A 25,117-nucleotide genomic window follows, 5' to 3' on the forward strand; every position below is an offset into this window, starting at 1 on the left:
GTCATGCACCGTCCTTGTCGTGTGAGCGGTCGTCCTCGAATCCCTGGCTGACCTCGACGATCACCCCGTCGGGATCGCGGACCCACACGGTCCGCCAGCCGCAGATGAAGTCGTCGAAGTCCAGCGGCCCCAGGGTCACTTCGGCCGCGTCGCCCAGCTCGGCCAGGAACGCGTCCACGCTGTCGGTCTGGAAGGCCAGGTGGCGCATCCGGCCCGGGGCCTGCGGCCCGTCGTCCTGCCCCGGCCGGGCCGCGGCGGCACCGGCCGCGAAGAGCTCCAGGTACGCGTCCCCCTTGCGCAGGAACACGATCCGGGCCTCCCCGAGGTCGACCACCCGGGCCCGGGTGAAGCCGAAGTACCGGGTGTAGAACTCCTCGGTCGTCTTCTGGTCCGCGCAGTTCAGGCCCACGTGCGACCAGACCATCACGCGCTCCCCGGCACCGGGCATCAGGCGGCCCCCCGGCCCCGCCCCGCCGCGATCAGCTCGATGATCCGGCGGGCGAAGAGGTGGTGGTGGGCGCCGGTGCGGCCGGTGACCAGGTCGCCGTCGACCACCACGTCCTCGTTGACGTACTCGGCGCCCATGTTGCGGACGTCGCCGATGAGGTTGTTGTGGCAGACCACCTTGCGGCCCCGGATCTTGTCCGGGATCGAGGCGGCCAGCCACATGCCGTGGCAGATGATCCCCTTGAGGACCGTCGGCTCCTCGAAGGCCCGGCGCAGCAGCTCCGTGGCCGGCGCGAGGACGTCCACGTCCTCGGTGTAGCGCAGCCGGTCGGCCACCATGCCCGAGGGCACGATGATCGCCGCGTACCGGCGCAGCTCCTCGTCGCTCAGCCCCTCCAGGGACTTGTCGGCGGTGAACGGCGCCCGGTACTCGTGTCCGGAGAAGGTGATGGAGTCATTGCCCCACAGCCGGGTCAGGAAGTCGACCTCGGCCCCCTCCTCGGCGAACCGGTGTCCGTAGTAGAAGATCTCGGGCTCGTAGAAGTCGCTCTCGACCAGGACCGCGATGCGGGTCCCGCTCAGCGCACCCTCGCGCAGTACGGCGTCAGGCACGGGAGGTCCCCCTCAGGAAGTCCGCCGCGCGCTCGGCGATCATCGCGATGGCGGTGTGGCAGTTGCCCGACGGGACGGCGGGCATCACGCTGGCGTCGACGACGCGCAGGTTGCGTACGCCGTGCACCCGCAGCTCGGGGTCGACGACGGAGAGGTCGTCGACGCCCATGCGGCAGGAGCCGGCCTGGTGGTGGTAGCTCTCCGACTTCTGCTTCGCGAAGGTCCGCAGGTCCTCGTCCGAGACGAAGCCGGGGCCGGGCTGGAGCTCCTGCTTGTACCAGGGGGAGAAGGCCGAGGTCGCGAAGATCTCCCGGGCCAGCTTGATCCCCTGCACCATCCGCTCCAGGTCCCACCGGTCGCCCAGGTAGTTCGGGTTGATCAGCGGATGGGCCAGAGGATCGGCGCTCGCGAGCCGGATCCAGCCGCGCGAGACGGGCCGTACGACACCGGGGAGGATGCTCACCGTGTTCGGGTGGTCCTTCCCGACGATCACGTCGAACGGCACGTGGACGAAGGCGATCTGCAGGTCGGGGGCCGGAAGACCGGGCCGGGAGGAGAGGAACAGAGCGCTCTCCGAAAGGTTCTGCGCCGGAGGCGGGAGTTCCTGGGTGACCTCGGCCATCAGCCCGGTCAGGACGTGGTTGTGGAAGTTCTCGCCGACCCCGGGCAGCGCCGCGACCGTCTCGATGCCGTGCTCGCGCAGCTGCTCGGGGTTGCCGATGCCGGAGAGCAGCAGGAGCTTCGGGGACTCGATCGCCCCCGCCGCCACGATGACCTCGCGGTGGGCCCGTACGGAGTGGAGCCCGGGACCGGCCGAGCTGCCGTGGGCGTCGCCCACGGTGCGGCCGGGGAACTCGGCGGCCGGCGCGAGCTGCGCGTACTCCACGCCCGTGCAGGTGTCGCCGTCGAAGAGCAGCCTGGTGCTCTGGGCACTGGTGCGCAGGGTCAGGTTGGAGCGCTCCAGCGCCGGCTCCAGGTAGGCGGCGAGGGTGCCCTGGCGGCGGCCGTCGGCCACGTCGATGTGGTGCCAGCCGGTGCCGAAGAGCCCGCGCCGGGGACCGTCGGTGTTGAAGTCGGGGATCTCCTGGTGGCCGAGCTCGACGGCCGCGTCGATGAAGGCGCGGGAGACCGGGTTGGGGCCGTGCTGCCCGGCGTTGGTGATGCGCTGCGGGCCGCGGGTGCCGGTGGTGGGCGCGGTGGCGTCCTCCTGGCCCTCCAGGAGGGCGAAGTAGGGCAGGACGTCCTCGTGGCCCCAGCCGGCGGCGCCCTGGTAGGCCCAGTTGTCGAAGTCCGAGGCGTGGCCCCGGATGTGCATCATGATGTACAGGTTGCTGCTGCCGCCGGGGGCCTTGCCGCGCGGTTCGTACGTGCGGCGGCCGTCGAGCCCGGGCTGCGGGACGCTGGTGTAGCCCCAGTCGACGGGCCCGCCGAGCAGCTTGTACCAGGAGGACGGGTCGTCCACCTCGGGCGGGATCCGGTTGCCGCCCGCCTCCAGGACCAGGACGGAGACGTCCGGGTCTTCGGAGAGCCGGTTCGCGAGGACGCTGCCCGCGGTCCCGGATCCGACGATGACGTAGTCGTACTCTTCTCTCTCGGCGTTCGCCACGAGTCGGCCCCCCTCAGCCCTGGCCCAGCACCTGGAAGGGGACGGTGTCGTGGTAGTTCGCCATGTAGGCGATCTTTCCGTCCACGATCCGGAAGAAGTTCATGACCTCGGCCTCGATCGTCTCGCCCGCGGGGCTGACGGCGCTGAGGTGGGAGACGGCCGCGGCCTTCTCGCCGTCGACGAGGAAGTGCACGGGCTCGTTCCGGAAGACCCGGTACATCGTCCCCATGCCCTTCATCATCGAGCGCAGGACCTCGAGGCCCTCGATGTGTCCGGCGAGCTGCTCGTCCATGACCTGGTCGTCGGCGAACAGGTCGCACCAGCGGTCCCAGTCGCCGGCGTTGGCGTACTCGTAGTACTTCTCAAGGATCTGTCGTGCGTCCACAGCGCTCCTCCCCCTATCGGTCGCGGCGGGTTCCGTCGGGCGCGAACGGCGCCCAGAACTGGCTGAAGGCGGTCGCCGAGTCCCCGAAGAGCCCGTCGCGGCCCTCGATGATCCGGCCGTCCCGCCACCGCATGAAGTGGAAGACGGGGTAGTCCATCCGCTCGTACGGGGACAGGCTGGCCTGGTCGGCGCCGTCGCGCAGGGCGACGTTGCGGCAGACGTCGGCGCTGCAGTCCTCGCCGACGAGGACCGCCTGGATGTCCATCCGGAAGGTGCCGCCGGTGAGCTTGTGGGTCTGCCCCATCAGCTCCAGGAAGGCGTCCAGGCTCTCGTACCAGCCGGCCAGCGGGTGGCTGCCCGGCACCAGCCAGCGCAGGTCCTCGGAGTAGTACTCGAGGATGCGGGCGCGGTCGCCGGAGCCGAGGGCGGCGTACGCCGCCTCGACCCGCTCCCGTGTCACTTCGGTCATCGTCGCTTCTCCTTCGACTGCCCCGCGCCCGTGCTCAGAGCGAGCCGGAACCGGGCATCGGGGCCAGGTCGTTGACGGTGTACTGCTTGATCAGCGGGCCGTCGGGACCGGCCACGACCGTCCAGGTCTGGTCGGCGTCGAAGCCGAGCCACTCGCTGCGGGCTGCCGGCGGGTCCCAGATCTTGGCCTGCCAGTTGACCAGCACCCGTACGACGGCCCGGTCGCCCTCGATGACGGGCTCCACCTTCGTGACGGTGTGGACCTCGTCGAAGAAGCGGTTCGTGACCGCCTCGTACCAGCGGCCGAAGCCCTGGTGTCCGAGGAAGGTGTCCTCGGGGACCTTGAACTCCAGGTCCCCGGTGATGAGGGGCAGCACCCGGTCCAGCGGGAGGTGCTGGTCCAGTGCCACGTACCAGTTCTCCGCGAAGGTGCGGATCGCTTCCTCGGTCAGCCGCTCGGCGGGCATGCGGTCTCCTCCTGTCCGTGGTGGTGTGCGGTGCGGTGGATGGCGGCGGTGCGGCGCGGCGGTGCGGCGCGTCCGCGTGGTGCGTCCGCGTGGTGGTGTGTTCCCGGCGGTGCGTCGCCGCGGTGCGTCAGATCTGTACGTCGACCAGGAACGGTCCGGGGTGGTCGAGCATCCGGGCCACGGCGGCGACCGCCTCGTCCGGCTTCTCCACCCGCGTCCCCCCGGCGCCGAGCGCCCGCGCCAGCCCGGCGAAGTCGATCTCGGGGTGCGAGAGGTCGAAGGAGCCCGGGAACCCGTGCTCCGGGATGTCCCGCTCCCGCCAGTACTGGGCGATGTTGTCGTCCAGCAGCCGGTACTTGCGGTTGTTGCAGACCACGAACTTGGCGTCGATGCCGTGCCGGACCGCCGTCCACAGCGCCTGGTACGTGTACATCGACCCGCCGTCGCCCGCGAAGCCGACGACGAGGCGGTCCGGACGGGCCAGCTTGGCGCCGACCGCCCCCGGGAAGCCCACTCCGAGCGAGCCGCCCCGGGTGAGGTGGTAGTCGCCGGGGCGCTCCGGCGGCAGGTACCGGGTCACCAGCGGCGAGGTGGTCAGCGCCTCGTCGAAGACGATCAGGTCCCCGCCGGTGCGCTCGGCCAGGGTGCGCAGGAAGACGGCCATCGGCGAGCCGTCCTGCTCGGTGTCCCCGCCCCGGGCGGACAGCGCCCGCTCCCGGGTGCGGGCGTCGAGCCGGGCGGCCGCGGCCGCCCGGCGCTGCGGGCTCAGCCGGCGTTCGAGTACGCCGGCCAGCGCGTGCAGCGCCTGCTTCGGGTCGGCGGCCAGGCCCAGGTCCACCGGGTGGTTCTTGGCGATCTCGTACGCGTTCAGGTCGATGTGGACGACCCTGGCGCCGGGCCTGAAGGGGTTCTCCAGCTCGGGGAAGACCTCCGGGAAGACGTAGGTGCCGACGATCAGCACCCCGTCCGCGCCGCTCACGAGTTCCTTGCTGTGCGGGCCGAACATGTGGCCGCTCTGGCCGCGGCGCAGTGGGTGCGAGGCCGCGATGTTCACCTCGGAGGAGTCGACCTCGTACACGTCGGCGCCCAGCAGCTCGGCGACGGCGACGAGTTCGCGCTGGGCCCCGGAGAGCGAGACCCCGTCGCCGACGAGGATCACGGGCCGCTCGGCGGAGGCGAGCAGCTCGGCCGCCCGCCCCACCGAGGCCGGTGAGGGTGCCACGTCCGTGAGCGGCACCGCGGCGGGCAGGACGGGCTCGGAGTTCAGCTCGTCCAGCACGTCCATCGGCAGCGCCACGAAGACGGGGCCGCGCGGCGGGGTCAGTGCGATCTTGACCGCCCGCCGGATGGTGCGCAGTACGGAGTGGCGGTCGGTGACCCGGGTCGCGTACTTCGTCACCGGCTTCGCCATCGCCACCAGGTCGGAAGCCATCTGGGCGTCCATGGCGTCGTAGCGGACCCCCGCGTCGCCGGCGACCACGACGAGCGGGGTGTGGCCGCGCAGCGACTGGTAGAGCATCCCGATGCCGTTGCCCAGGCCCACCCCGGAGTGCAGCTGGAGCAGGGCCGCGCCGCCGGTGGCCCGGGCGTAGCCGTCGGCGATTCCGGCGGCCACGGTCTCCTGGAGGGCGAGGACGTAGTGGAAGTCCTCCGCCGCGTCCACCGCGTCGAGGAATCCCTGTTCCACCGTCCCCGGATTTCCGAACATCACATTCAGGCCGTCGGCCTTGAACTGCTCGATCAGCCTTTCCCGTCCGGGAGTGGCTTCCATGATTCCCCCTACCACCCGTAACGGGTGAGACCGTCCTCCAGGACTTCCACGATCTTCTGCCCCGTCAGATATGAATCGGGGGTGGAACGGCCGGTGACGAAGGGGTAGTCGACGATCACCGAAAGCGGGTGGCCGAAATTCCCGTGATATGCGCCGCGCGGCCCGGTGGCATCGCGCAGGATGTACTCCAGCGGGTACGGCGGCGGGCCCATGTTGAAGTCGGTACCGAGGAATCCGGTGCCGTCCTTGTAGTCGTACTCCTTGCAGTGGCCGGTCACGTGCTTGCCCCAGATGATGCTCTTGCGGTCGCCCCAGTCGCGGGCGAAGGCCAGGCAGGCCACGCCGTAGCACTCGGCGGCCACGACCTTGCCGGCGTTCTTGAAGGCCAGGATCAGCGCGTGGACGCGCTCGTTGTTGGCGAGGTCGACGATGGGACCGCTGCCGCCGACGATGAGGAGCGCGTCGTAGCCGGCGATGTCGGCTTCCAGCTTCTCCAGATCGCGGTGGTACTGCTCCAGCTTGCGCAGGTAGCCCTCGTCGCTCGTGTACGGGCGCTCCGGTGCCCACGCCTCGATGTCGAGCGGCGTGTCCAGCCGGCTCGACTGCTCGAACTCCCGCCCCAGCCGGGCGTTCTCCTCGGTGGTGACCGAGCGTCCCAGCGGAGGGTCGATGTAGTTCGCGTCGAGGCTCGGCGGAAGAGCGTGCGCACGCTTTCCGGTCGGCGTGGCGAATACGACTTCGTAGCCCCGCTCGTCGAACTTCGAAACGGGGCCTATCAGTTCTTCGGCCCAGTAACCGTGTTCGGAGACAATGACCAGAATCTTTCTGCTCACGGATTCCTCCAGGCGCCGCCTGTTGTCGTTGGCCTGACCCACACTGCTTGCGCCCGGGGGCTGCGTCAAAGCGCCCGTATGCGACTTCATGAGGTGGGAGGGCAGGTCGCGGGGGCACCTCAGGTAGTCGCTTCCCGATGTCATGAAGTAGCCGCGAGACTTCATGACATCGGCCGAATCACTGAACCATTACAGGGGCACCGCCCTATGGTCTGGACGCGCCGTGAATCACGGGTGCGCGAAGGATCGAGGAGAGGGACGGGGACGATGACGACGGACCTGTTGTGCACACACATCGATCAGATACGTCCGGTGAAACCAGGTACCGAGGGCTGCGAGGAGTGCCTCGTCCTCGGCGACAGCTGGGTGCACCTGAGGATGTGCCTCAGCTGCGGGCACGTCGGATGCTGCGACTCCTCCAAGAACCGCCACGCCACCAGGCACTACCGCACCACCGAGCACCCCATCGCCGCCTCGCACGAGCCGGGCGAGACGTGGGCCTGGTGCTACGCCGACAAGCTGATGCTGGACGCGGCATGAGTGCGGCCCCGGAGAGCGCCACCGCTCCCGCCACCGCCGCGGGGGCCGCCGCGGAGCGCGCCGAGAGCCGCAAGCCCGTCATCCTGGCCGTGGACGACGATCCGCAGGTGCTGCGGGCCGTCCGCCGCGACCTGCGCAGCGCTTACGGCGACCGCTACCGGGTGCTCGGCGCCTCTTCCGCCGCCGACGCCCTGAAGATCCTGGACTCCCTCGACGAGCGCGGCCACGATCCGGCGCTGTTCCTCGTGGACCAGCGGATGCCCGACGTGACCGGCGTGGAGTTCCTGCTGGAGGCCGTCAGCCGCTTCCCGGACGCCCGCCGCGTGCTGCTGACGGCGTACGCGGAGACGGACGCGGCGATCACCGCGATCAACCGGGTCCGGCTGGACTACTACCTGCTCAAGCCCTGGGACCCGCCGCACGAGCGGCTCTTCCCGGTCCTGGACGACCTGCTCTCCGACTGGCTGGCCACCTACCGCCCCGCCTACGACGGCATCATCGTCGCCGGGCACCTCGTCTCCCCCGGCACGCACGCCGTCCGGGACTTCTTCACCCGCAACGGCCAGCCCTTCCGCTTCCTGAACGTGGAGCGGGATCCGGAGGCGCTGACCCTGATCGCCGCCCAGCCCGACGCGGCGCTGCCCCTCGTCCGCTTCCCGGACGGGGCGGTGCTCTCCGCGCCGTCCGACACCGCGCTCGCCCAGCGCCTCGGGCTGGCCACCACCGCCTCGCGCCCGCACTACGAGTGCGTCATCGTCGGCGCGGGCCCGGCGGGCCTGGCGGCCGGGGTGTACTCGGCCTCGGAAGGCCTCTCCACGCTGATGCTGGACTCCCGCGCCCCGGGCGGGCAGGCCGGCACCTCCAGCCTGATCGAGAACTACCTGGGCTTCCCCTCGGGCCTCTCCGGCGGCGACCTGACCCGCCGCGCCACCATCCAGGCCTCCCGCTTCGGCGCCGAGATCCTGCACCCGGTGGAGGTGGTCTCGCTGACCCGGGACGACCCGGCGAAGATCCTGACCCTGGCCGACGGCACGGAGATCAGCGCCGAAACGGTGCTGCTGGCCACCGGGGTCTCGTACAACCGGCTCCAGGCCCCGGGCGCGGACCGCTTCGAGGGCGCGGGGCTGTACTACGGCGCGGCGACGACGGAGAGCTCGGCCTGCATCTCGCAGCACGTGTTCATCGTGGGCGGCGCGAACTCGGCCGGCCAGGCGGCGGTGCACTTCGCCAAGTACGCGGCCAGGGTGACCATCCTGGTGCGTGCCGAATCCCTGGACGCGAGCATGTCCCGCTACCTGATCGACGAGATCGACCGCACCCCGAACATCGAGGTCAAGGTCCGTACGACGGTGGTCCGGCTGGACGGAGACGAGCACCTGGAGCAGCTGACCCTCCACGACGCGGCGACGGGCGAGGACACCCGCGTCCCGGCCCGGTTCATGTTCACCTTCATCGGCGCCCGCCCGCACACCGACTGGCTGTCGGGCGTGGTCGAGCGCGACGAGTACGGCTTCGTGCTCACCGGGTCCGACCTCATCGCCAACGGCGGGGAGCTCCCGGCGGAGTGGAGCCTGGAGCGCGCCCCGTACCCGCTGGAGACGAGCGTCCCCGGCGTCTTCGCGGCCGGCGACGTGCGGGCCCACTCGGTCAAGCGCGTGGCCTCGGGGGTGGGTGAGGGAGCCATGGCGGTCTCGCTGATCCACCGCTACCGCTCGATGGGCTGAGAGCGAACACGAATCGCTTGCGATCACGATCCCCTCGGATGCAACGTTGATTACATGATTACATCCGAGCAGAGCGAGCAGCTTCGCACGTGGTTCGCGGACCGCCTTCCGGTGGACGTGTACGAGTCCCTGGTCGACGTCTCGGTCGACCGCGAGGAGATCACGGTCGTCGGCACCATCCCGGCGACCGAGTCCGTCAAGGAGTTCCGCGAGCGCACCCGCGAACAGCGCATCGAGGTCGCGCGGGAGGCGGAGGAGCTCTACCGCCGCAAGGTCGCCTGGGCCGTCCAGTCCGGCGACGACCGCGTCCTGTTCACGCACCTGGCCGTCCCGGTCATGACGCGCCTGCGCCAGCCGGAGCGCAAGGTGCTCGACACCCTGGTGGCGGGCGGCGTCGCCCGCAGCCGGGCCGACGCCCTCGCCTGGTGCGTCCGCCTCGTCGGCCGCAACACGGACGAGTGGCTGACCGAGCTCCGCGACTCGCTGGCCAAGGTCCAGCAGGTCCGCGCGGCGGGCCCCGACGTCGCGGACGCTTCCGACACGGACTCCCAGAAGTCTGCGTCGGAATGACGAAACCCCTCCCCACCGGGGCATGATCACGCAAGTCTGACAGCGAGCCGACCGGCACCCGATCACAGGGAGAGGCACGCCCCATGACCACCACCGTCGAATACATCCGCTACCGGATCGCATTGGACGACCAGCAGGCCTTCGAGGACTCGTACCGGCAGGCCGCGGAGGCCCTGGCCGCGTCACCCGAGTGCATCGACTACGAGCTGGCCCGCTGCGAGGAGGAGAACGACCGGGAGCGCTACATCCTGCGCATCCGCTGGACGTCGGTCGACGCCCACCTCAACGGATTCCGCAAGGGCGAGCACTTCCCGGCGTTCTTCAGCGCGATCCGCCCGTACGTGAAGGCCATCGAGGAGATGCAGCACTACCGCGTCACCGAAGTGGCCGGCCCCGGAAAGGCCGCACCCCAGTCATGAGCACCACACCCGGCAGCACCCCCACCATCTACGAGTGGATGGGCGGAGCGGAGGCGATGAACCGCCTCACGGACGCCTTCTACGCGCACGCCCTGCAGGACGAGATCCTGGCCCCGGTCTTCGCGGGCATGGACTCGGAGCACCCCCGGCACGTCGCCGTCTGGCTGTCGGAGGTCTTCGGCGGCCCGGCGCAGTACACGGCCCACCACGGCGGCCACCAGCACATGGCCACCAAGCACCTGGGCCGCGGCATCACCGAGAAGCAGCGCCGCCGCTGGGTGGACCTGCTGATGGACACGGCGGACGAGGTCGGCCTGCCGACGGACCCCGAATTCCGTGCGGTGTTCACGTACTACATCGAGTGGGGCACCCGCATGGCCCTGATCTACTCGGGCCCCAACCCCCCGCCGGTGGACGCGGCGAAGATCCCGGTCTGGTCCTGGGGCCAAACGCCCCCGTGGATCCCGAAGGGCTAGGAGACAGGAGGTGGGGGCGGGGGCGAAGCCTCCGCCCCCACGGTCATGTCCGGTCCGGCCGGGGACCCGGATGGGCCGGCTGCTCGGCGAGCAGCACCGCCAACTCGCCCGCACCGCCTTCGCGCCAGAAGTCGACGGCCTCCTCCAGGATCTCCTGCAGGGTCTCCCAGTCCCCCGGCCTCGCGCCCGCGTACGACCGCCAGGAAGTCACCACCAGCAGCCGCCCCGGCGCCCGCGGCAGCCAGGACAGGTCGATGAGCGCATCGGCCAACGCGTCCCAGTTCCCACCGAACCACGACGGCACCCGGAGCGCCGCTCCCCACCGCCGCATCAGCTCGGCCTTGCCGCGCACACCGGCCAGGTCCACCCGGAGCGTCGTCCAGCCCGCCTCCTCGGCAGCGGCCAGCGCCGGCCCGAGCGGCTGCGGATCCAGGGTCATCGCAGGACCGCCTTGAAGGTCTCGTAGTGGTCGTCCGTGTAGTAGAACTCCCCACCCTCACCGGTCACGATCCGCCGCGCCCCGCGGTCGCGCTCCCCCGGCGTCTTCACGGTGAACTCGTGGTAGTACCCGCGCTTCTGCTTCGGCAGGACCTTCTCGAAGTTGCCGAACACGGTCCCGTCCTGCCGGTAGGCGTACGGACCGCCCTTGTCGATGAGCGCGAGCACCTCCCGCGCCTGCGCCGGCAGCGCGTCCGCCCGTACGGTCGCCATCCCCTTGGCCCAGCCGGGCGGCGGCGCGGAAGTTCCGGGGCCCGGCACGGAAGCCGCGGCCGACGGCGCGCCCGATGCCGCAGCGGAAGCAGACGGCGGCGCGGCGCTCTGCCCACCACACCCCGCGACGCCGGCCAGCGCAGCGCAAAGGAACAGCGCCCCCACCACACAACGCAGCAACGACCGGGGCACGTCCCTGAAGATCATGCACCGATCGTGCCAAATATCCGATTCGCTCGCGAATCGCCTGCCCGGTGACGGTAACCGGGACGGCGACGACCTCAGAGCGCGGACATCTTGGTGTAAGGACTCAGAATTCTCTTCTGGACCGACCCGAAGTCGACCAGTACAGCGATCCCCTCCTCGATACCGACGACACGGCCGAGGCCGTGCTCGTCGTGAGAGACCCGGTCGCCGACGCTGAACTGCCGGAGCGGCGGTTCCACGGGGGCCTTGAACGGGCTGGACGGCAAATGGCGGCGAGGTACTGCTGACTTTGTCATTGAGACCAGTATGCGCCCCACAGCCCCCCGCACGGGCCGCCGTTCGGATCTCAATTGCGGCACCATCCGCCCCGCAGCCCGCGCCGGGCCCGGCCTGGGAGGCGGCGCGGGGTGCCGCGAACGGCCGGCAAAGAAATCGGAGGACTCAGTCGTCCGGGTCTGCCCGGTCCAGCGCCGGCCGCAGCCCCGGCTCCGACTCGGTCAGCAGGTAGTCCGCGACCGCCGTGTCGGTGACCAGGCTGGTCACCAGCCCGGACCGGAGCACCGCACCGATCGCGGAGGCCTTGCGCAGCCCGCCCGCAATGGCCACGACCTCGGGAATCCGCCGCAGCCGGTCCGCCTCGACGGTGATGCAGCGCTCGCCGAGGTCCCGCCCGACGCGCCGCCCCTCGGAGTCGAACAGGTGGGCGGACATCTCCGCCGCGACACCGAGCGAGGCGTAGTGCGCGCGCTCCTCGTCCGTCAGCATGTCGTGGACGGTCGAGATCCCCGGCTCCCACGACCCGATCGAGACCGCGGCCACCGTCACCTTGTCGAAGTATTCGAAGGCCCGGGCGATGCCCGTCTGGCTCCGCAGCGCGGCCGCGGTCGCCGGATCGGGGAGCAGCATCGGCGCGTAGATCGGGTGCGCGTCGCCGCCCGAGACCTGGGCGGCCCGCCGCACGGCCTCCACGGACCCGCGCTCGGCCGTACCGGCGTCGTACACGCCCGTCAGCTGCACCACGGTGCACTGCGGCAGCCGGTGCAGGGAGGCGGCCATGTGGATGGTCGACCGCCCCCACGCGAGGCCCAGGACGTCACCCTCGTTGACGAGCTCGCCGAGCAGGTCGGCCGCGACCGCGCCCAGGTTCTCCGGATCCGGCGCGTCCTCGGTCGCGTCGGCCGGGGATTCGACCACCACCGCGTGCCGGAGCCCGTACCGGGCCCGCAGCGCGTCGGACCGCTCGGCGTCGAGCTCGGCGGGCACCCGGATCTCGATGCGTACGAGGTCGCGCTCGAGGGCGGTCTCCAGGACCCGGGCCACCTTGAAGCGGCTCACGCCGAACTCCTCGGCGATCTGGATCTTGGACTTGCCCTCCAGGTAGAAGCGGCGGGCCATGGCCGCCGCCTGCACCAGCTCCGCGGGTCCCATCCGCAGGGCTGACCGTCCCGCCGACATTGCAGACACCGCGTTCTCCTCACTGCTGTTCACACTCTCGACTCGCCGTTCATCCTGTCAGATCCGGCGGCCGTTGATCAGCCTGGACAGCTCCCGTTCACCGAGCCGTCCATCAACTCTCGCTTCAGTGGTCGCATGCCCAGGGCGCAGCGGCGATCGCGACGTCCGCCTGCTCCCGCAGGGTACGTACGGCCGCGGACGGGTCGACCGCCCCGTAGACGGCGCTCCCCGCGACGAACACGTCGGCTCCGGCCTCGGCGCACCGCTCGATGGTCGTGGCCGAAACCCCGCCGTCGACCTGCAGCCACAGCTCGAGGCCGTGCTTGGCGATGAGCTCACGGGTGCGGCGGATCTTGGGGAGCATGATGTCCAGAAAGGGCTGGCCGCCGAAGCCGGGCTCGACCGTCATGATCAGCAGCATGTCGAGCTCGGGGAGGATGTCCTCGTACTGCTCGATGGGCGTGGCGGGCTTGAGGGCCATGGACGCCCGCGCGCCCTTGGCCCGGATCTCCCGCGCGAGCCGCACGGGCGCGGCGGCGGCCTCGGCGTGGAAGGTGACCGATCCGGCGCCGGCCTCGACGTACTGCGGGGCCCAGCGGTCCGGGTTCTCGATCATGAGGTGCAGATCGAGCGGGATGTCCGTGGCGCGGCTCAGGGATTCCACGACGGGCATACCGAGGGTGAGGTTCGGGACGAAATGGTTGTCCATGACATCGACATGCAGCCAGTCGGCCCCCTCGACGGCCTTCGCCTCCTCGGCGAGTCGGGCGAAGTCGGCGGACAGGATGCTGGGATAAATCTGAGCGGCCATGCCCCAAGCCTGCCATGCCGTGGCGCAGTTCCGGCCACGACCCCGTAACTGAAGATGGACGTAGCAGTACTCAAGCGAGACCCGTAGGACGATTAAGGGATTCTTACGAGTGATGACCCGCGGCGGTCTGTTCGAGGATCGCGGGGACGATCACGCCCCAGTCGGCCCGCTCCACCCCGTGTCCGGCGTCCCGCAGGACCAGGAGCCTCGCCCCGGGGATCTCGTCCGCGAGCGCCTCGCCGTGCGGCAGCGGGAACATCGGATCGGCGGTCCCGTGGATCACGAGCGTGGGCACGGCGATGGAGGACAGGGGCGCGGACGGGAGCTCTCCGTCGGGGAGCAGGTCGTGGTTGCGGGCCGCGGCGAAGTCGTGCGCGCGTCCGATGTCGCGCCGGACGAGGCTGCGAACGGCTTCCTCGTCGAACGGACGCCGACCGCCGGCGAGCAGGCGCGCGAAGTCGACCTGGTACCCGGCCACGGAGTCGGCGTCCGACCAGTCGGCCCGCGCGGTGGAGACGAATCGCATGAACTCCGCGGTGGGCGGTGCGGGCACCCGGCCGCCGCCGGATGCCGCCGCGGACGTGCTGATCAGGACGAGCGAGAGCACGCGGGCGGCGTGGCCGAGCGCGAACCGCTGCGCGAGCGCCCCTCCGGCGGAGACCCCCACGACGTGGGCGGCGAGGACGCCGTACGCGTCGAGCACGCGGGCGGCGTCGCCGACCAGATCCGCGCCGGTGTACCCGGGACGCCCCGGCTCGTACGTGAGGGACCGGCCGGTGTCACGGTGGTCGTACCGGATCACGAAGCGCCCACCCCCGGCGAGCATCCGACAGAACCCCTCGTCCCACCAGAGCATCGAAGCCCCGGCCCCCATGACGAGCAGAACGGCGGGATGCCCCGGATCCCCGAAGGACTCGGCACAGAGCCTGATCCCGCCCCCCTCGATCACCCGCTCGACCATGACCGCGCCTCCTCTCCGCTTCCCATGGTGCGGGGGGCCGCGGGGGGCTGCTAGGGGGCTTCGGGGGCGGGATCCACGCGCTCGGGGTCGGTGGTGTGTCCGGGGGCTTCCCGGCAGTCCACTGTCCTTCCGTGTCGGGTCGGTCCCTCAAGGGCGCTCACTTCGTTCGCGTCGCTTCGCGATGGCCTTCGGCCACCCTTGACCGACCGCCCCGCCCCGGAATGCCATAAGACTGCCGGGAAGCCCCCGAAGGAATGGCCGGGAGGTTCAGCAACAGGAACGGGCCCTCAGCGATGCCGACCGGCACTCTTCGCCGGCCCTTTGCCCGTCCCGGGACCACCATCCCCGGCCATGACGACGGGGCGCGTCAGATCGCTACACGCTCCTCACGTCTCAGCGACCGACGACCGCCCGTGGCCGGACATAAGCCGCCCAGACGACGTCCATAGACGACTATTTCGGCGTCTGCGGGTCGCCGGAGGACGCCAAAGGACCGTCATGGGCTGCTTGCGGGCGCCTGCGGACCGTCTGAGGACGAAAACGGGCGAGAGGGAGTGTCATGCCGGATTTCCCAACCTCCCACTCCTGCAAGACGGTTCTTGAGTCCCAATCGACCACCAAAAGAGACAAACGGGCCGCAGGCGCCCTGTTGGAGGGTTGAGGCTGGTCGTGGGCGGCTTATGTCCGGCCACAGGCGGTCGCCGGACGCCATGCCGACACGAGCGTGTAGCGATCTGACGCGCCCCGGGGCTGGCCGCCGGCCGGTGGCCCCGGAAGGGGATTACGGCCGGCGAAGAGTGCCGGTCAGGATCTCTGAGGGCCCGCTCCTCCTCGGTATCCTCCCGGCCATTCCTTCGGGGGCTTCCCGGCAGTCTGTTGTCTTTCCGGGGCGGGGCGGTCGGTCAAGGGTGGCCGAAGGCCATCGCGCAGCGACGCGAACGAAGTGAGCGCCCTTGAGGGACCGACCCGACACGGAAGGACAGTGGACTGACGGGACGCCCCCGGACACACCACCGACCCCGAGCACATGGATCCCGCCCCCGAAGCCCCCGCCCCACCCACCGACCCCCAGCGCGCGGATCCCGCCCCCCGAAGCCCCCCGCTACCCCGTCCGCCGGATCAGCGCCAGGTACATCGCGTCCGTCCCGTGCAGGTGCGGCCACAGCTGTACGTCCGGGCCGTCGCCCAGGGCCGGGACGCCCGCCATGTACGGCCTGGCGTCGATCAGTTCGGCGTCCACCGGCGAGGCGCCTGCGCCGCGGCCGCGCAGGACGTCGTCCACCACGACCCGGGTCTCCGCCAGGTGCGGCGAGCACGTCGCGTAGCCCACGACCCCGCCCACCCGGACCGCCGACAGGGCCTCCCGCAGCAGTGCCCGCTGGAGCGGGGCGAAGCCCTCCAGGTCCTCCGGGCGCCGCCGCCACCTGGCCTCCGGGCGCCGGCGCAGCGCGCCCAGCCCGGAGCAGGGGACGTCCATCAGGACCCGGTCGAAGGAGCCCGGCCGCCACGGCGGCCGGGTGCCGTCGGCCGCGATGACCTGGTACGGGCCCGGGTTGCCGGCCAGGGCGCGCTCCACGAGCCGCGCCCGGTGCGGCTGCTTCTCGGAGGCCAGCAGGAACGCCCCGCGCTGCGCCGCCAGGGCGCCCAGCAGGGCGGCCTTTCCGCCGGGTCCCGCGCAGCCGTCCAGCCAGCGCTCGTCCCGGCCTTCGACGGGTGCGGCCGCGAGGGCCATCGCCACCAGCTGGCTGCCCTCGTCCTGGACGCCCGCACGCCCGTCGCGCACCGCCTCCAGCGCGCCCGGCTCGCCGCCCTCGGCCATCCGCACCGCGTACGGCGACCAGCGCCCCGGCAGCGCCGAGTCCTCGCCGACCGCCTCCGTGAGCTCGTCCGTCGTGGACCGCCCGGGCCGCGCCACGAGCGTGACCTCGGGCCGCTCGTTGTCGGCTTCGAGGAGGTCCTCGATGCCGGCCCGGCCGCCGCCGAGGGCGTCCCACAGGGCGCTGACGACCCACCGCGGGTGCGAGTGGTACACCGCCAGGTGTTCCTCGGCGTCCTCCTCGTACGGCGGGGCCACGCGCTCCAGCCAGCCGTCCAGGTCGTGCGCGGCGATCTTGCGCAGCACGGCGTTCACGAACTTGGCGCGTCCGTCCCCGAGCACCACCCGGGCCAGCTCCACGCTGGCCGACACCGCCGCGTGCGTGGGGATCCGGGTCCCCAGCAGCTGGTGGGCGCCGAGCGAGAGCACGTCCAGCACCGGCGGGTCCACCTCCCGCAGCGGCCGGTCGATGCAGGCCTTGATGACCGCGTCGTACGTGCCCTGCCGGCGCAGCGTCCCGTACACGAGCTCGGTGGCCAGCGCCGCGTCCCGCGCCTCGAAGCCCTCCGTCTGGCGGGCCTTGCGCAGCAGCGGGGGCAGGACAAGGTTCGCGTACGCGTCGCGCTCGTCCACCGCCCGCAGCGCCTCGAAGGCCAGCATCCGGACGGGGTCCTTCTTGGGACGGCGGTACGGCTTGGCCTGCCGCTGGCCTGCGGCGCTGCGCGGGGGACGGGACTGATCGCTCACGTGAAAGGTGCTCCGGGTTTACGGGGTGTACGAGGTACGGCGTCTGCGGGGTGTGACGGGATGCGGCCGGGTCGGCGCCGCGGGACCGCCGGTACGGATCAGCCTACGTCGGCGGCGCCGAGGCGCTCGCCGGCAGCGATGCGCACCCCGCGCGCCCAGTCCGCGCCGCGCATGGGCTTCTTGCCCTGGGGCTGTACCCAGAGCAGTTCCACGGCGTGCGAGCCGGTGCCGACGTACACGTTGTTCTTGGCCGCGGCGAGCTCGCCGGGCGTCAGGTCCGTGCGGTCGGTGACCAGGCCGACGGAGATCAGCTTGAGCCGCTCGCCGCGGAAGACGGTCCACGCTCCGGGCGCGGGCGTGCAGCCGCGCACGAGGCGGTCGGCGCGCATCGCCGGGGCGTGCCAGTCGATGCGGGCGTCCTCGACGGTGATCTTGGGGGCGAGCGAGACGCCGTCGGCGGCCTGTGCCACGGCGCGCAGCGCTCCGTCCTCGATGCCGTCCATGGTGGCGGCCAGCAGGCCGGAGCCTGCGAAGGCGAGCCGGGTCAGCAGGTCGCCGCTGGTGTCGGTGGGGCGGATCTCCTCGGTGAGGTGCCCGTAGACGGGTCCGGTGTCCAGGCCCTCCTCGATGAGGAACGTGGAGGCGCCGGTGACCTGGTCGCCCGCCATGATCGAGTGCTGGACGGGCGCGGCCCCGCGCCACGCGGGCAGCAGTGAGAAGTGCAGGTTGACCCAGCCGTGCCGGGGGATCTCCAGGGCGCTCTTGGGAATCAGCGCGCCGTACGCGACGACCGGGCAGCAGTCCGGGGCGATCTCGCGCAGCCGGGCCTGGAACTCCGGGTCGCGGGGGCGGGCGGGCCTGAGGATCTCGATGCCGGCCTCCGCGGCGCGCTCGGCGACCGGGCTGGCGACGAGCCGTCGGCCGCGGCCGGCCGGTGCGTCGGGCCGGGTGACGACGGCGGCGACCTCGTGCCGCCCGGAGGCGATGAGGGCGTCCAGGGCGGGCACGGCGACCTCGGGGGTGCCTGCGAAGACGAGCTTCACTGGGTCCTACCTCGCTATCTCGGCTGTCAGCAGCGCACCAGTCTATGTTCCCGGCGCCGTTGGGGCCGCCCGGCCCGGTACGGGGGCATCCCCGGGGGCCTCTCGGGGCCCGTACGCCCCGTCAGGGGGCGTACGCACACACGCGCGCCTCTCGCATATGCCGACACGCCCCCGGTGCGTGACTTCAGTGCCGTTTGGCGCGTTGGTCAAGAGAGATTGACCGAAACCGGGCCGCGCGATGAGATCGGTGTCTGCGGCCCGATCCGCTCTTCAGCACCGGTTCGAGAGGCTTCTTCATGGCCGACCACGCCACCCACGACGCCCAAGCACGGGCCAGCCTGCATCTCCTGGTGCGGGACATCGAGCGGGTTCGCCGGCAGGTGGATGCTCTGCGTACGCTCACCGCCCAGCTCGGCAACGTGTACCGCCCGCGCCGCTCCGGTCCTTCCACGGGCTTCGTCGTCTATGGCCGGGCCCCCGCCCCCACCGTCCGTCTCGCGCAGGAGCTGCGGGACAGCGTCGAGACGCTGGTGACCGCGGCGGTGGACTTCGACCGCTCGCTCGGCTTCTCCTGGGACGCGGTGGGTTCCGCGCTCGGCGTCACCAAGCAGGCCGTGCACCGGCGGTACGGGGCCCGGCGGGCCCAGGCCGCGGAGTCCGCGGAGCCGCTGGCCGAGGGTACGACCACCCGGACCCTCGGGCCTCTGCCCACGGTCCCGGCGGCCCGCTCGGTCCCGCCGCAGCCGCAGCGCGAGGAGTCCCAGACCGCGGTCCCGTCCCGCTCCGCGGCCGCCTTCCCGGGCCCGCGCAACGGCTGACCCGTCGCGGGTGATCCGCAACGGCTGATCCGCCGCCGGCCGCCGGGACGCCGACCCTCCGACGGCCGGCCGGTCTGACGCCGTACCCGCACCCGTTCCCGCCCCCGGTGGAGACGGCCCCCGTGGCCGCCCCCGCCGGGGGCGTTCGGCTGCGCGCGTGGCAGACACCGCGGGCCGCGCCCGCCGGCGAAGCGCCCCCTAGGGGGTGTCCTGAGTCGGAGATTCGTCGTTGGTCTGGTGTGAGTCGTCCTGGACCGAAGATCCCGCCGGTGGTGCTGTCCGATGCCGAGCGGGAGATGTTGCAGTCGTGGGTGCGTCGTCGTTCGAGTGCTCAGTCGTTGGCATTGCGATCACGCATCGTGCTGGAAAGTGCAGACGGGCACGCGATCGCGGAGGTCGCCCGGCGGCTGGGCATCACGACGGACACCGTTCGGGCCTGGCGGCGACGCTTCCTGGAACGCCGGCTCGACGGCTTGTGCGATGAACCCCGGCCCGGTGTCCCGCGGAAGATCACCGACGGCGATGTGGAACGTGTGATCGTCAAGACGCTGGAGGAGACGCCGAAGGGTGCGACTCACTGGTCGACGCGGTCGATGGCCGCGGCGACCGGGATGTCGCAGTCGGCGATCTCCCGGATCTGGCGGGCCTTCGCCCTCCAGCCGCACCGGGCCGAGACGTTCAAGCTGTCCAAAGACCCGTTGTTCATCGACAAAGTCCGTGACGTGGTCGGCCTGTATTTGGATCCGCCGGAGCGGGCCCTGGTGCTGTGTGTGGACGAGAAGTCGCAGATCCAGGCCCTGGACCGATCGCAGCCGGTCTTGCCGATGATGCCCGGGGTGCCCGAACGCCGCAGCCACGACTATGTGCGCGCGGGCACCACCACGCTCTTCGCCGCCCTGGACACGGCGACCGGCAAGGTCATCGGCTCGCTCCACCGCCGCCACCGCGCGGTGGAGTTCAAGAAGTTCCTGCTCAAGCTCGACAAGGAAGTGCCGGCAGACCTCGAAGTCCACCTGATCCTCGACAACTACGTCACCCACAAGGTTCCGGCGGTGACGACCTGGCTGGCCGCCCACCCGCGCTTCCACCTGCACTTCACCCCGACCGGCTCGTCGTGGCTGAACCTGGTCGAGCGGTGGTTCGCCGAACTCACCACGAAGAAGCTCCGCCGGGGCGTTCACCGCTCCGTCCAGGCCCTCGAACACGACATCCGGGCCTGGCTCGCCGACTGGAACGAGCACCCCCGGCCCTTCGTCTGGACAAAGACAGCCGACGAGATCCTCGACAAAGTCGCCGCCTACTGCCGACGAATCTCCGACTCAGGACACTAGCCGATGTCCGGCGGATCGATCCGGACCCGGACCGCCTCCGCCGCCGGGACCCCGCGGGCCAGCCGGGCCGCCTGGGCGGACTTGAGGGCGGCCGCCAGCGCGGCCCCGCTGCCGGGCGGGACGCGGACCAGGGCCCGCTCTCCCGGCGAGGGCTCCCCGCGCCGTCCCGGCACCGGGACCGGACCGAGCACCTCCGCGTCCGCCGGCAGCCCGGCTCCGGCCAGGAAGGCCTCCACGGCCTCGCCCCGGCCGGCCACGGCGGCCATCCGGGACACCGGCGGGAACCCGAGCTGGGCCCGCTCCGCGAGCTCCCGTACGGCATGGCCCACCGGGTCCCACCGCACGAGGGCCTGGACCGGCCGCAGCGTCGGCTCCGCGACCACCACGACCTGCCCCTCGCCCCGCACCAGCGAGGCGGCCGCTATCCACCGGCGCAGCGCGTCCTCCCCGGCCCGCAGATCGGGCCGGGTCAGCATCGCCCAGCCGTCCAGCAGCAGGGCCGCCGCGTACCCGGCGCCCGCCGCGACCGGCTCGGCCCCCGGGGTGCACACCACCAGCGCGGGCCGGTCCGGCACCTCGTCCAGGATGTGGTCGCGCCCCGACGTCCGTACCGGCACGGCCGGGAAGGCCCGCCCCAGCTCCTCGGCCGTCCGCCGGGCCCCCACCACCTGGGCGCGCAGCCGCGGCGACCCGCATTCCTCGCAGTGCCAGGCGCTCTCCTGCCGGCCGCACCAGCCGCAGTGCAGATCCCGTGCGTCGGGGGCCTCCAGCGGCCCCGCGCAGACCGTGCAGCGGGCAGGAGCGCGGCACCGCTCGCACGCCAGCCGCGGCGCGTAGCCCCGCCGCGGCACCTGGACGAGCACCGGCCCCGACTTCAGCCCCTCCCGTACGGTCTCCCAGGCCAGGCTCGGCAGCCGGGCGGTGCGGGCCGCCCCGTCCCGGGCCAGGAGTTCGTCGCCCACGGTCCGGATCCGGGGCGCGCAGGCCCGTACCGTCTCGCGGTCGGCGACGATCGGGCGCGCCCAGCCCGTCTCGACCAGCTGCGCGGCCTCCACGGTGCAGCTGGTGCTCCCGGCCAGGAATCCGCAGCCGTCGCCGACGGCGCGCAGCTCCAGCACCTCCCGTACGTGCGGGAACGGCGCGTGGTCGTCGCTGTGGCTGGAGTCGCCGTCGTCCCAGATGGCGACCAGCCCCAGGTCCCGTACGGGTGCGAACATCGCGGCCCGGGTGCCGATGACGGCGCGGACCGAGCCCCGGTGCACGGCGAGCCACTGGCGGTAGCGCTTCTCGGGCCCGGATTCGGCGGTCAGCAGTGCGTGCCGGCCTTCGCCGAGCAGGGCGGTCAGTGCCGCGTCGACCCTGGCGGCGGTGCGTCCGTCGGGCAGGACGGCGAGGGCGCCGCGGCCGGAGGCGAGGGTGGCGGCCATGGCCCGGGCCAGCTCGTCGGCCCAGCCGGGGCCGGGCAGGGCGGTCCAGACGGCGCGCGGCGCACCGCCGGTGGCCAGCGCGCGCAGGAAGGCGGGGCCGGCGCCGTACCGCGCCCAGCCGCCCGGTTCGGGCGCCGGGGGCGGGGGCAGCGGCTCGGGCGAGGGCTTGGCCTCGGCGCGGGCGCTGCGGGCGGGCAGGGCGAGCTGGAGTACGTCGGCCAGGCTGCCGGCGTACCGGTCGGCGACGGCCCGGGCCAGGGCCAGCATGCCGGGGGTGAGCACGACCTCGGGCGAGACGACCTGGGCGAGGGCGGCGAGGGCTCCGTGGTAGTCGGACTCGGCGCGCCGCTCGACGATGAATCCGTCGATGAGGCCGCCGCCCTCGCGGCGTCCGCCGTGCACGCGGTGGCCGCCCGCGCCGAAGCGGACCCGGACGCGGACGCCGGGCCGGGCCGCCTCGGAGAGTTCGGCGGGGACGGCGTAGTCGAAGAGCCGGTCGAGGTGGAGCACGCCCTTGTTGACGAGGACGCGGGCCACGGGGAGTTCCTCGGCGACGGCGGCGCCGCGCCAGGTGCGCGGCTTGGCCTTGGGGGCCTTGGCCTTCGCCTCGGCGACCATCTCCCGCATCAGCGCGAGCTGCTCCGGCGGGGCGCCGGCGGCGCCCGTCGGCTCGGATTCGTTCTCGCTGCTCACAGCTGCATTCTTACCAAACGGCACCGACAGCGGGAGCCGGTGCGCGGTCCCGGGCGCTCCCCGGGCGGGCGGGGGGCGCCGACGCAGTACGGCCCCGGACCGCGAGGTCCGGGGCCGTACGGCTGCGTACGCGCGGTACGCGGGGGTCCTACAGACCGGCGGCCGCGCGCAGCGCGTCCACGCGGTCGGTGCGCTCCCAGGTGAAGTCCGGCAGCTCGCGGCCGAAGTGGCCGTACGCGGCGGTCTGGGCGTAGATCGGGCGCAGCAGGTCGAGGTCGCGGATGATCGCGGCGGGGCGGAGGTCGAAGACCTGGCCGATCGCGTCCTCGATCTTCTGGACCTCCACCTTGGCGGTGCCGAAGGTCTCGACGAAGAGGCCGACGGGCTCGGCCTTGCCGATGGCGTACGCGACCTGGACCTCGCAGCGCGAGGCGAGGCCCGCGGCGACCACGTTCTTGGCGACCCAGCGCATGGCGTACGCGGCGGAGCGGTCGACCTTGGACGGGTCCTTGCCCGAGAAGGCGCCGCCGCCGTGGCGGGCCATGCCGCCGTAGGTGTCGATGATGATCTTGCGGCCGGTGAGGCCGGCGTCGCCCATCGGGCCGCCGATCTCGAAGCGGCCGGTCGGGTTGACCAGCAGGCGGTAGCCCTCGGTGTCGAGCTTGATGCCGTCCTCGACGAGCTGCGCCAGGACGTGCTCGACGACGAACTCGCGGATGTCCGGGGCGAGCAGCGAGTCCAGGTCGATGTCCGAGGCGTGCTGAGAGGACACGACGACGGTGTCGAGGCGGACGGCCTTGTCGCCGTCGTACTCGATGGTGACCTGGGTCTTGCCGTCGGGGCGCAGGTACGGGATGGTCCCGTTCTTGCGGACCTCGGACAGGCGGCGCGAGAGCCGGTGCGCGATGTGGATCGGGAGCGGCATGAGCTCGGGGGTCTCGTCGCACGCGTAGCCGAACATCAGGCCCTGGTCGCCGGCGCCCTGCTTGTCGAGCTCGTCCTCGTCGCCCTCGACCCGCTTCTCGTACGCGGTGTCGACGCCCTGCGCGATGTCCGGGGACTGCGCGCCGATGGACACCGACACGCCGCAGGAGGCGCCGTCGAAGCCCTTCTTCGAGGAGTCGTAGCCGATCTCGAGGATCTTGTCGCGGACGAGCTGCGCGATCGGCGCGTACGCCTTCGTCGTCACCTCACCGGCGATGTGGACGAGACCGGTGGTGATGAGGGTCTCCACGGCCACACGCGAGGTCGGGTCCTCGGTGAGAAGTGCGTCGAGGATCGTGTCGCTGATCTGGTCAGCGATCTTGTCGGGGTGACCCTCGGTGACGGACTCCGAGGTGAACAGGCGACGGGACACAACGCTCCCTGGGGTTGCAGCGGCTGCTGGCTGATCATTTGGCGGAACCACACCGGGGGCTGCGCCCGATCACGTTCCGAGTGTGCAGTTTATCGGTCGCCACCGTTTGCCGGACCACCTGTCTCGCCCAATGGGAGCCATGTGACCTGCGGCACTCCATTCTGGCTCATGGAATCCGCTACGAGAAGGGTCGTCACTCAGGCGCGTCGGGGGGCGAGTCGTCCGGCGATCCGATCCCAAATCACTTCGGCCAGCGCTTCCTTCGGACCATAGGGAACCGGGGTTTCCGTCCCATCGGAGGCCAGGATGACGGCTTCGTTCTCCTCGGAACCGAAGGTCTTGGCTTCACCCACCTCGTTCACGACGAGAAGATCACACCCCTTGCGGAGCAATTTGGCCCGCCCGTTCGCCAGCACGTCGTCCGTTTCGGCGGCGAAACCGACCACGACCTGGCCTTCCCGGGCCCGGTCGGCCGAGATCTCGGCGAGGACGTCGGGGTTGCGGACGAGCGCCACGGGGGCCGGATCCTGCCCGTCCTTCTTCTTGATCTTGCCGGTCACGTACTCGGCCGGCCGGAAGTCGGCCACGGCCGCGGCCATCACGACGGCGTCGGCGTCCGCCGCCGCCTTGAGCACCGCCTCGCGCAGCTGTACGGCCGTCCCGACCCGTACGACGTCCACCCCGGCCGGGTCGGCCAGCGCGGTGTTGGCCGCCACGAGGGTGACCCGGGCCCCGCGGGCGACGGCCGTGCGGGCGAGCGCGTAGCCCTGCTTGCCGGAGGAGCGGTTGCCGAGGAAGCGGACCGGGTCGAGCGGCTCGCGCGTGCCGCCCGCGCTGATCACCACGTGCCGGCCGGCCAGGTCGGGCCCGGCCACCCCGCGCGCCAGGACCCTGCGGCACACCTCGAAGATCTCCTCGGGGTCGGGCAGCCGCCCCTTGCCGGTGTCCTTGCCGGTGAGCCGGCCGACGGCGGGCTCGATGACGACGGCGCCGCGGCGGCGCAGCGTGGCCACGTTCTCCTGGGTGGCGGGGTGCTCCCACATCTCGGTGTGCATGGCGGGAGCGAACACCACCGGGCAGCGCGCGGTGAGCAGCGTGTTGGTCAGCAGGTCGTCGGCGAGGCCGTGAGCGGCCTTGGCGAGCATGTCGGCGGTGGCGGGGGCGACGACGACGAGGTCGGCGTTCTGCCCGATGCGCACGTGCGGGACCTCGTGGACGGTCTCCCACACCTGCGTGCCGGCCGGATTGCCGGAGAGCGCGGCCCAGGTGGCCTCGCCCACGAAGTTCAAGGACGCCGCCGTGGGGACGACCCGCACCTCGTGCCCGGACTCGGTGAGCCGGCGCAGCAGCTCGCACGCCTTGTAAGCGGCGATGCCGCCGCTGACTCCGAGCACGATCTTCGGCTTACCCACCGCACACGCC

Annotated in this window: 26 protein-coding genes; 7 read left to right on the forward strand and 19 right to left on the reverse strand. The window is 71.9% G+C overall.

The window, feature by feature from the left end; all coding sequences use genetic code 11:
* Nucleotide 1: 1 nt before the first annotated feature.
* From ACFY1T_RS11650 to ACFY1T_RS11685, 8 genes are all read right to left on the reverse strand, one after another.
* Nucleotides 2–448, reverse strand: coding sequence for a VOC family protein (locus ACFY1T_RS11650; protein WP_390787984.1), 447 nt, complete (start codon nt 446–448; stop codon nt 2–4).
* Nucleotides 448–1,059: a DJ-1/PfpI family protein gene (locus tag ACFY1T_RS11655; RefSeq protein WP_030871690.1), complete on the reverse strand. Its 612-nt coding sequence runs from the start codon at nt 1,057–1,059 to the stop codon at nt 448–450. The genes ACFY1T_RS11650 and ACFY1T_RS11655 overlap by 1 nt, the downstream gene beginning before the upstream one ends.
* On the reverse strand, nt 1,052–2,665 hold the full coding sequence (locus tag ACFY1T_RS11660) for a GMC family oxidoreductase (protein ID WP_390787985.1): 1,614 nt from the start codon (nt 2,663–2,665) through the stop codon (nt 1,052–1,054). Before ACFY1T_RS11660 ends, ACFY1T_RS11655 begins: the two co-directional genes overlap by 8 nt.
* Nucleotides 2,666–2,678: 13 nt before the next feature.
* Entirely contained in the window at nt 2,679–3,050 is a 372-nt protein-coding gene (locus ACFY1T_RS11665) for a nuclear transport factor 2 family protein (RefSeq protein ID WP_030871686.1), read from the reverse strand.
* Nucleotides 3,051–3,063: 13 nt separating this feature from the next.
* Nucleotides 3,064–3,519 carry a nuclear transport factor 2 family protein gene (locus tag ACFY1T_RS11670; RefSeq protein ID WP_390787986.1) on the reverse strand — a complete coding sequence of 152 codons (456 nt, stop codon included), beginning with the start codon at nt 3,517–3,519 and terminating at the stop codon, nt 3,064–3,066.
* Between the two features lie 34 nt (nt 3,520–3,553).
* Nucleotides 3,554–3,985, reverse strand: a complete 432-nt coding sequence (locus tag ACFY1T_RS11675) for a nuclear transport factor 2 family protein (RefSeq protein WP_030871681.1) — start codon at nt 3,983–3,985, stop codon at nt 3,554–3,556.
* 127 nt (nt 3,986–4,112) lie between these two features.
* On the reverse strand, nt 4,113–5,756 hold the full coding sequence (locus tag ACFY1T_RS11680) for a thiamine pyrophosphate-binding protein (protein WP_390787987.1): 1,644 nt from the start codon (nt 5,754–5,756) through the stop codon (nt 4,113–4,115).
* 8 nt (nt 5,757–5,764) lie between these two features.
* On the reverse strand, nt 5,765–6,589 hold the full coding sequence (locus ACFY1T_RS11685; RefSeq protein ID WP_390787988.1) for a type 1 glutamine amidotransferase domain-containing protein: 825 nt from the start codon (nt 6,587–6,589) through the stop codon (nt 5,765–5,767).
* 267 nt (nt 6,590–6,856) lie between these two features.
* Between ACFY1T_RS11685 and ACFY1T_RS11690 the strand changes: the two genes are divergently transcribed.
* The 5 genes from ACFY1T_RS11690 to ACFY1T_RS11710 all read left to right on the forward strand — a co-directional run bounded on the left by ACFY1T_RS11690 (nt 6,857) and on the right by ACFY1T_RS11710 (nt 10,318).
* Nucleotides 6,857–7,129: a UBP-type zinc finger domain-containing protein gene (locus ACFY1T_RS11690; RefSeq protein ID WP_390787989.1), complete on the forward strand. Its 273-nt coding sequence runs from the start codon at nt 6,857–6,859 to the stop codon at nt 7,127–7,129.
* Nucleotides 7,126–8,853, forward strand: a complete 1,728-nt coding sequence (locus tag ACFY1T_RS11695) for an FAD-dependent oxidoreductase (RefSeq protein WP_390787990.1) — start codon at nt 7,126–7,128, stop codon at nt 8,851–8,853. The genes ACFY1T_RS11690 and ACFY1T_RS11695 overlap by 4 nt, the downstream gene beginning before the upstream one ends.
* A 54-nt stretch (nt 8,854–8,907) precedes the next feature.
* Nucleotides 8,908–9,423, forward strand: coding sequence for a hypothetical protein (locus tag ACFY1T_RS11700; protein WP_030871665.1), 516 nt, complete (start codon nt 8,908–8,910; stop codon nt 9,421–9,423).
* 83 nt (nt 9,424–9,506) lie between these two features.
* A complete protein-coding gene (locus ACFY1T_RS11705) occupies nt 9,507–9,842 on the forward strand; it encodes a putative quinol monooxygenase (protein WP_030871660.1) in 336 nt (111 codons plus the stop codon).
* The gene (locus tag ACFY1T_RS11710; RefSeq protein ID WP_030871657.1) at nt 9,839–10,318 is read left to right on the forward strand and encodes a group II truncated hemoglobin; all 480 of its coding nucleotides are present in this window, start codon (nt 9,839–9,841) and stop codon (nt 10,316–10,318) included. The genes ACFY1T_RS11705 and ACFY1T_RS11710 overlap by 4 nt, the downstream gene beginning before the upstream one ends.
* Before the next feature lie 43 nt (nt 10,319–10,361).
* Here the strand turns inward: ACFY1T_RS11710 and ACFY1T_RS11715 are convergent, their stop codons facing one another.
* The 8 genes from ACFY1T_RS11715 to fmt all read right to left on the reverse strand — a co-directional run bounded on the left by ACFY1T_RS11715 (nt 10,362) and on the right by fmt (nt 18,069).
* Nucleotides 10,362–10,757 carry a barstar family protein gene (locus tag ACFY1T_RS11715; RefSeq protein WP_390787991.1) on the reverse strand — a complete coding sequence of 132 codons (396 nt, stop codon included), beginning with the start codon at nt 10,755–10,757 and terminating at the stop codon, nt 10,362–10,364.
* Complete coding sequence (locus ACFY1T_RS11720) at nt 10,754–11,029, reverse strand: ribonuclease domain-containing protein (RefSeq protein ID WP_390787992.1); 276 nt, start codon at nt 11,027–11,029, stop codon at nt 10,754–10,756. The genes ACFY1T_RS11715 and ACFY1T_RS11720 overlap by 4 nt, the downstream gene beginning before the upstream one ends.
* A gap of 281 nt (nt 11,030–11,310) precedes the next feature.
* A complete protein-coding gene (locus ACFY1T_RS11725; protein ID WP_030157491.1) occupies nt 11,311–11,532 on the reverse strand; it encodes a CarD family transcriptional regulator in 222 nt (73 codons plus the stop codon).
* Between the two features lie 145 nt (nt 11,533–11,677).
* A complete protein-coding gene (locus ACFY1T_RS11730) occupies nt 11,678–12,691 on the reverse strand; it encodes a sugar-binding transcriptional regulator (protein WP_030871648.1) in 1,014 nt (337 codons plus the stop codon).
* Between the two features lie 124 nt (nt 12,692–12,815).
* On the reverse strand, nt 12,816–13,502 hold the full coding sequence (gene rpe, locus ACFY1T_RS11735) for a ribulose-phosphate 3-epimerase (RefSeq protein ID WP_030871643.1): 687 nt from the start codon (nt 13,500–13,502) through the stop codon (nt 12,816–12,818).
* Nucleotides 13,503–13,605: 103 nt separating this feature from the next.
* Nucleotides 13,606–14,463 (reverse strand): alpha/beta fold hydrolase, encoded by an 858-nt coding sequence (locus ACFY1T_RS11740; protein ID WP_390787993.1) that lies wholly within the window; start codon nt 14,461–14,463, stop codon nt 13,606–13,608.
* A 1,102-nt stretch (nt 14,464–15,565) separates the two neighbouring features.
* The gene (locus ACFY1T_RS11745) at nt 15,566–17,026 is read right to left on the reverse strand and encodes an RsmB/NOP family class I SAM-dependent RNA methyltransferase (RefSeq protein ID WP_030873687.1); all 1,461 of its coding nucleotides are present in this window, start codon (nt 17,024–17,026) and stop codon (nt 15,566–15,568) included.
* Between the two features lie 98 nt (nt 17,027–17,124).
* On the reverse strand, nt 17,125–18,069 hold the full coding sequence (gene fmt / locus ACFY1T_RS11750; RefSeq protein WP_390787994.1) for a methionyl-tRNA formyltransferase: 945 nt from the start codon (nt 18,067–18,069) through the stop codon (nt 17,125–17,127).
* 296 nt (nt 18,070–18,365) lie between these two features.
* On the opposite strand from fmt, the gene ACFY1T_RS11755 reads away from it, so the two are divergent.
* Both ACFY1T_RS11755 and ACFY1T_RS11760 read left to right on the forward strand, forming a co-directional pair.
* A complete protein-coding gene (locus ACFY1T_RS11755) occupies nt 18,366–18,887 on the forward strand; it encodes a hypothetical protein (protein WP_390787995.1) in 522 nt (173 codons plus the stop codon).
* 296 nt (nt 18,888–19,183) lie between these two features.
* Nucleotides 19,184–20,218 carry an IS630 family transposase gene (locus tag ACFY1T_RS11760; RefSeq protein WP_390788292.1) on the forward strand — a complete coding sequence of 345 codons (1,035 nt, stop codon included), beginning with the start codon at nt 19,184–19,186 and terminating at the stop codon, nt 20,216–20,218.
* Here the strand turns inward: ACFY1T_RS11760 and ACFY1T_RS11765 are convergent.
* The 3 genes from ACFY1T_RS11765 to coaBC form a co-directional block, all read right to left on the reverse strand.
* The gene (locus ACFY1T_RS11765) at nt 20,215–22,338 is read right to left on the reverse strand and encodes a primosomal protein N' (protein WP_390787996.1); all 2,124 of its coding nucleotides are present in this window, start codon (nt 22,336–22,338) and stop codon (nt 20,215–20,217) included. The genes ACFY1T_RS11760 and ACFY1T_RS11765 overlap by 4 nt on opposite strands.
* Before the next feature lie 148 nt (nt 22,339–22,486).
* Entirely contained in the window at nt 22,487–23,695 is a 1,209-nt protein-coding gene (gene metK, locus ACFY1T_RS11770; RefSeq protein ID WP_030873691.1) for a methionine adenosyltransferase, read from the reverse strand.
* Nucleotides 23,696–23,892: 197 nt separating this feature from the next.
* Nucleotides 23,893–25,107 (reverse strand): bifunctional phosphopantothenoylcysteine decarboxylase/phosphopantothenate--cysteine ligase CoaBC, encoded by a 1,215-nt coding sequence (gene coaBC, locus ACFY1T_RS11775; protein ID WP_390787997.1) that lies wholly within the window; start codon nt 25,105–25,107, stop codon nt 23,893–23,895.
* Nucleotides 25,108–25,117: the final 10 nt, after the last annotated feature.

Origin of the sequence: Streptomyces sp. NPDC001194 (assembly GCF_042896985.1) — a bacterium.
In the GTDB taxonomy this organism is placed as follows: Bacteria; Actinomycetota; Actinomycetes; order Streptomycetales; family Streptomycetaceae; genus Streptomyces.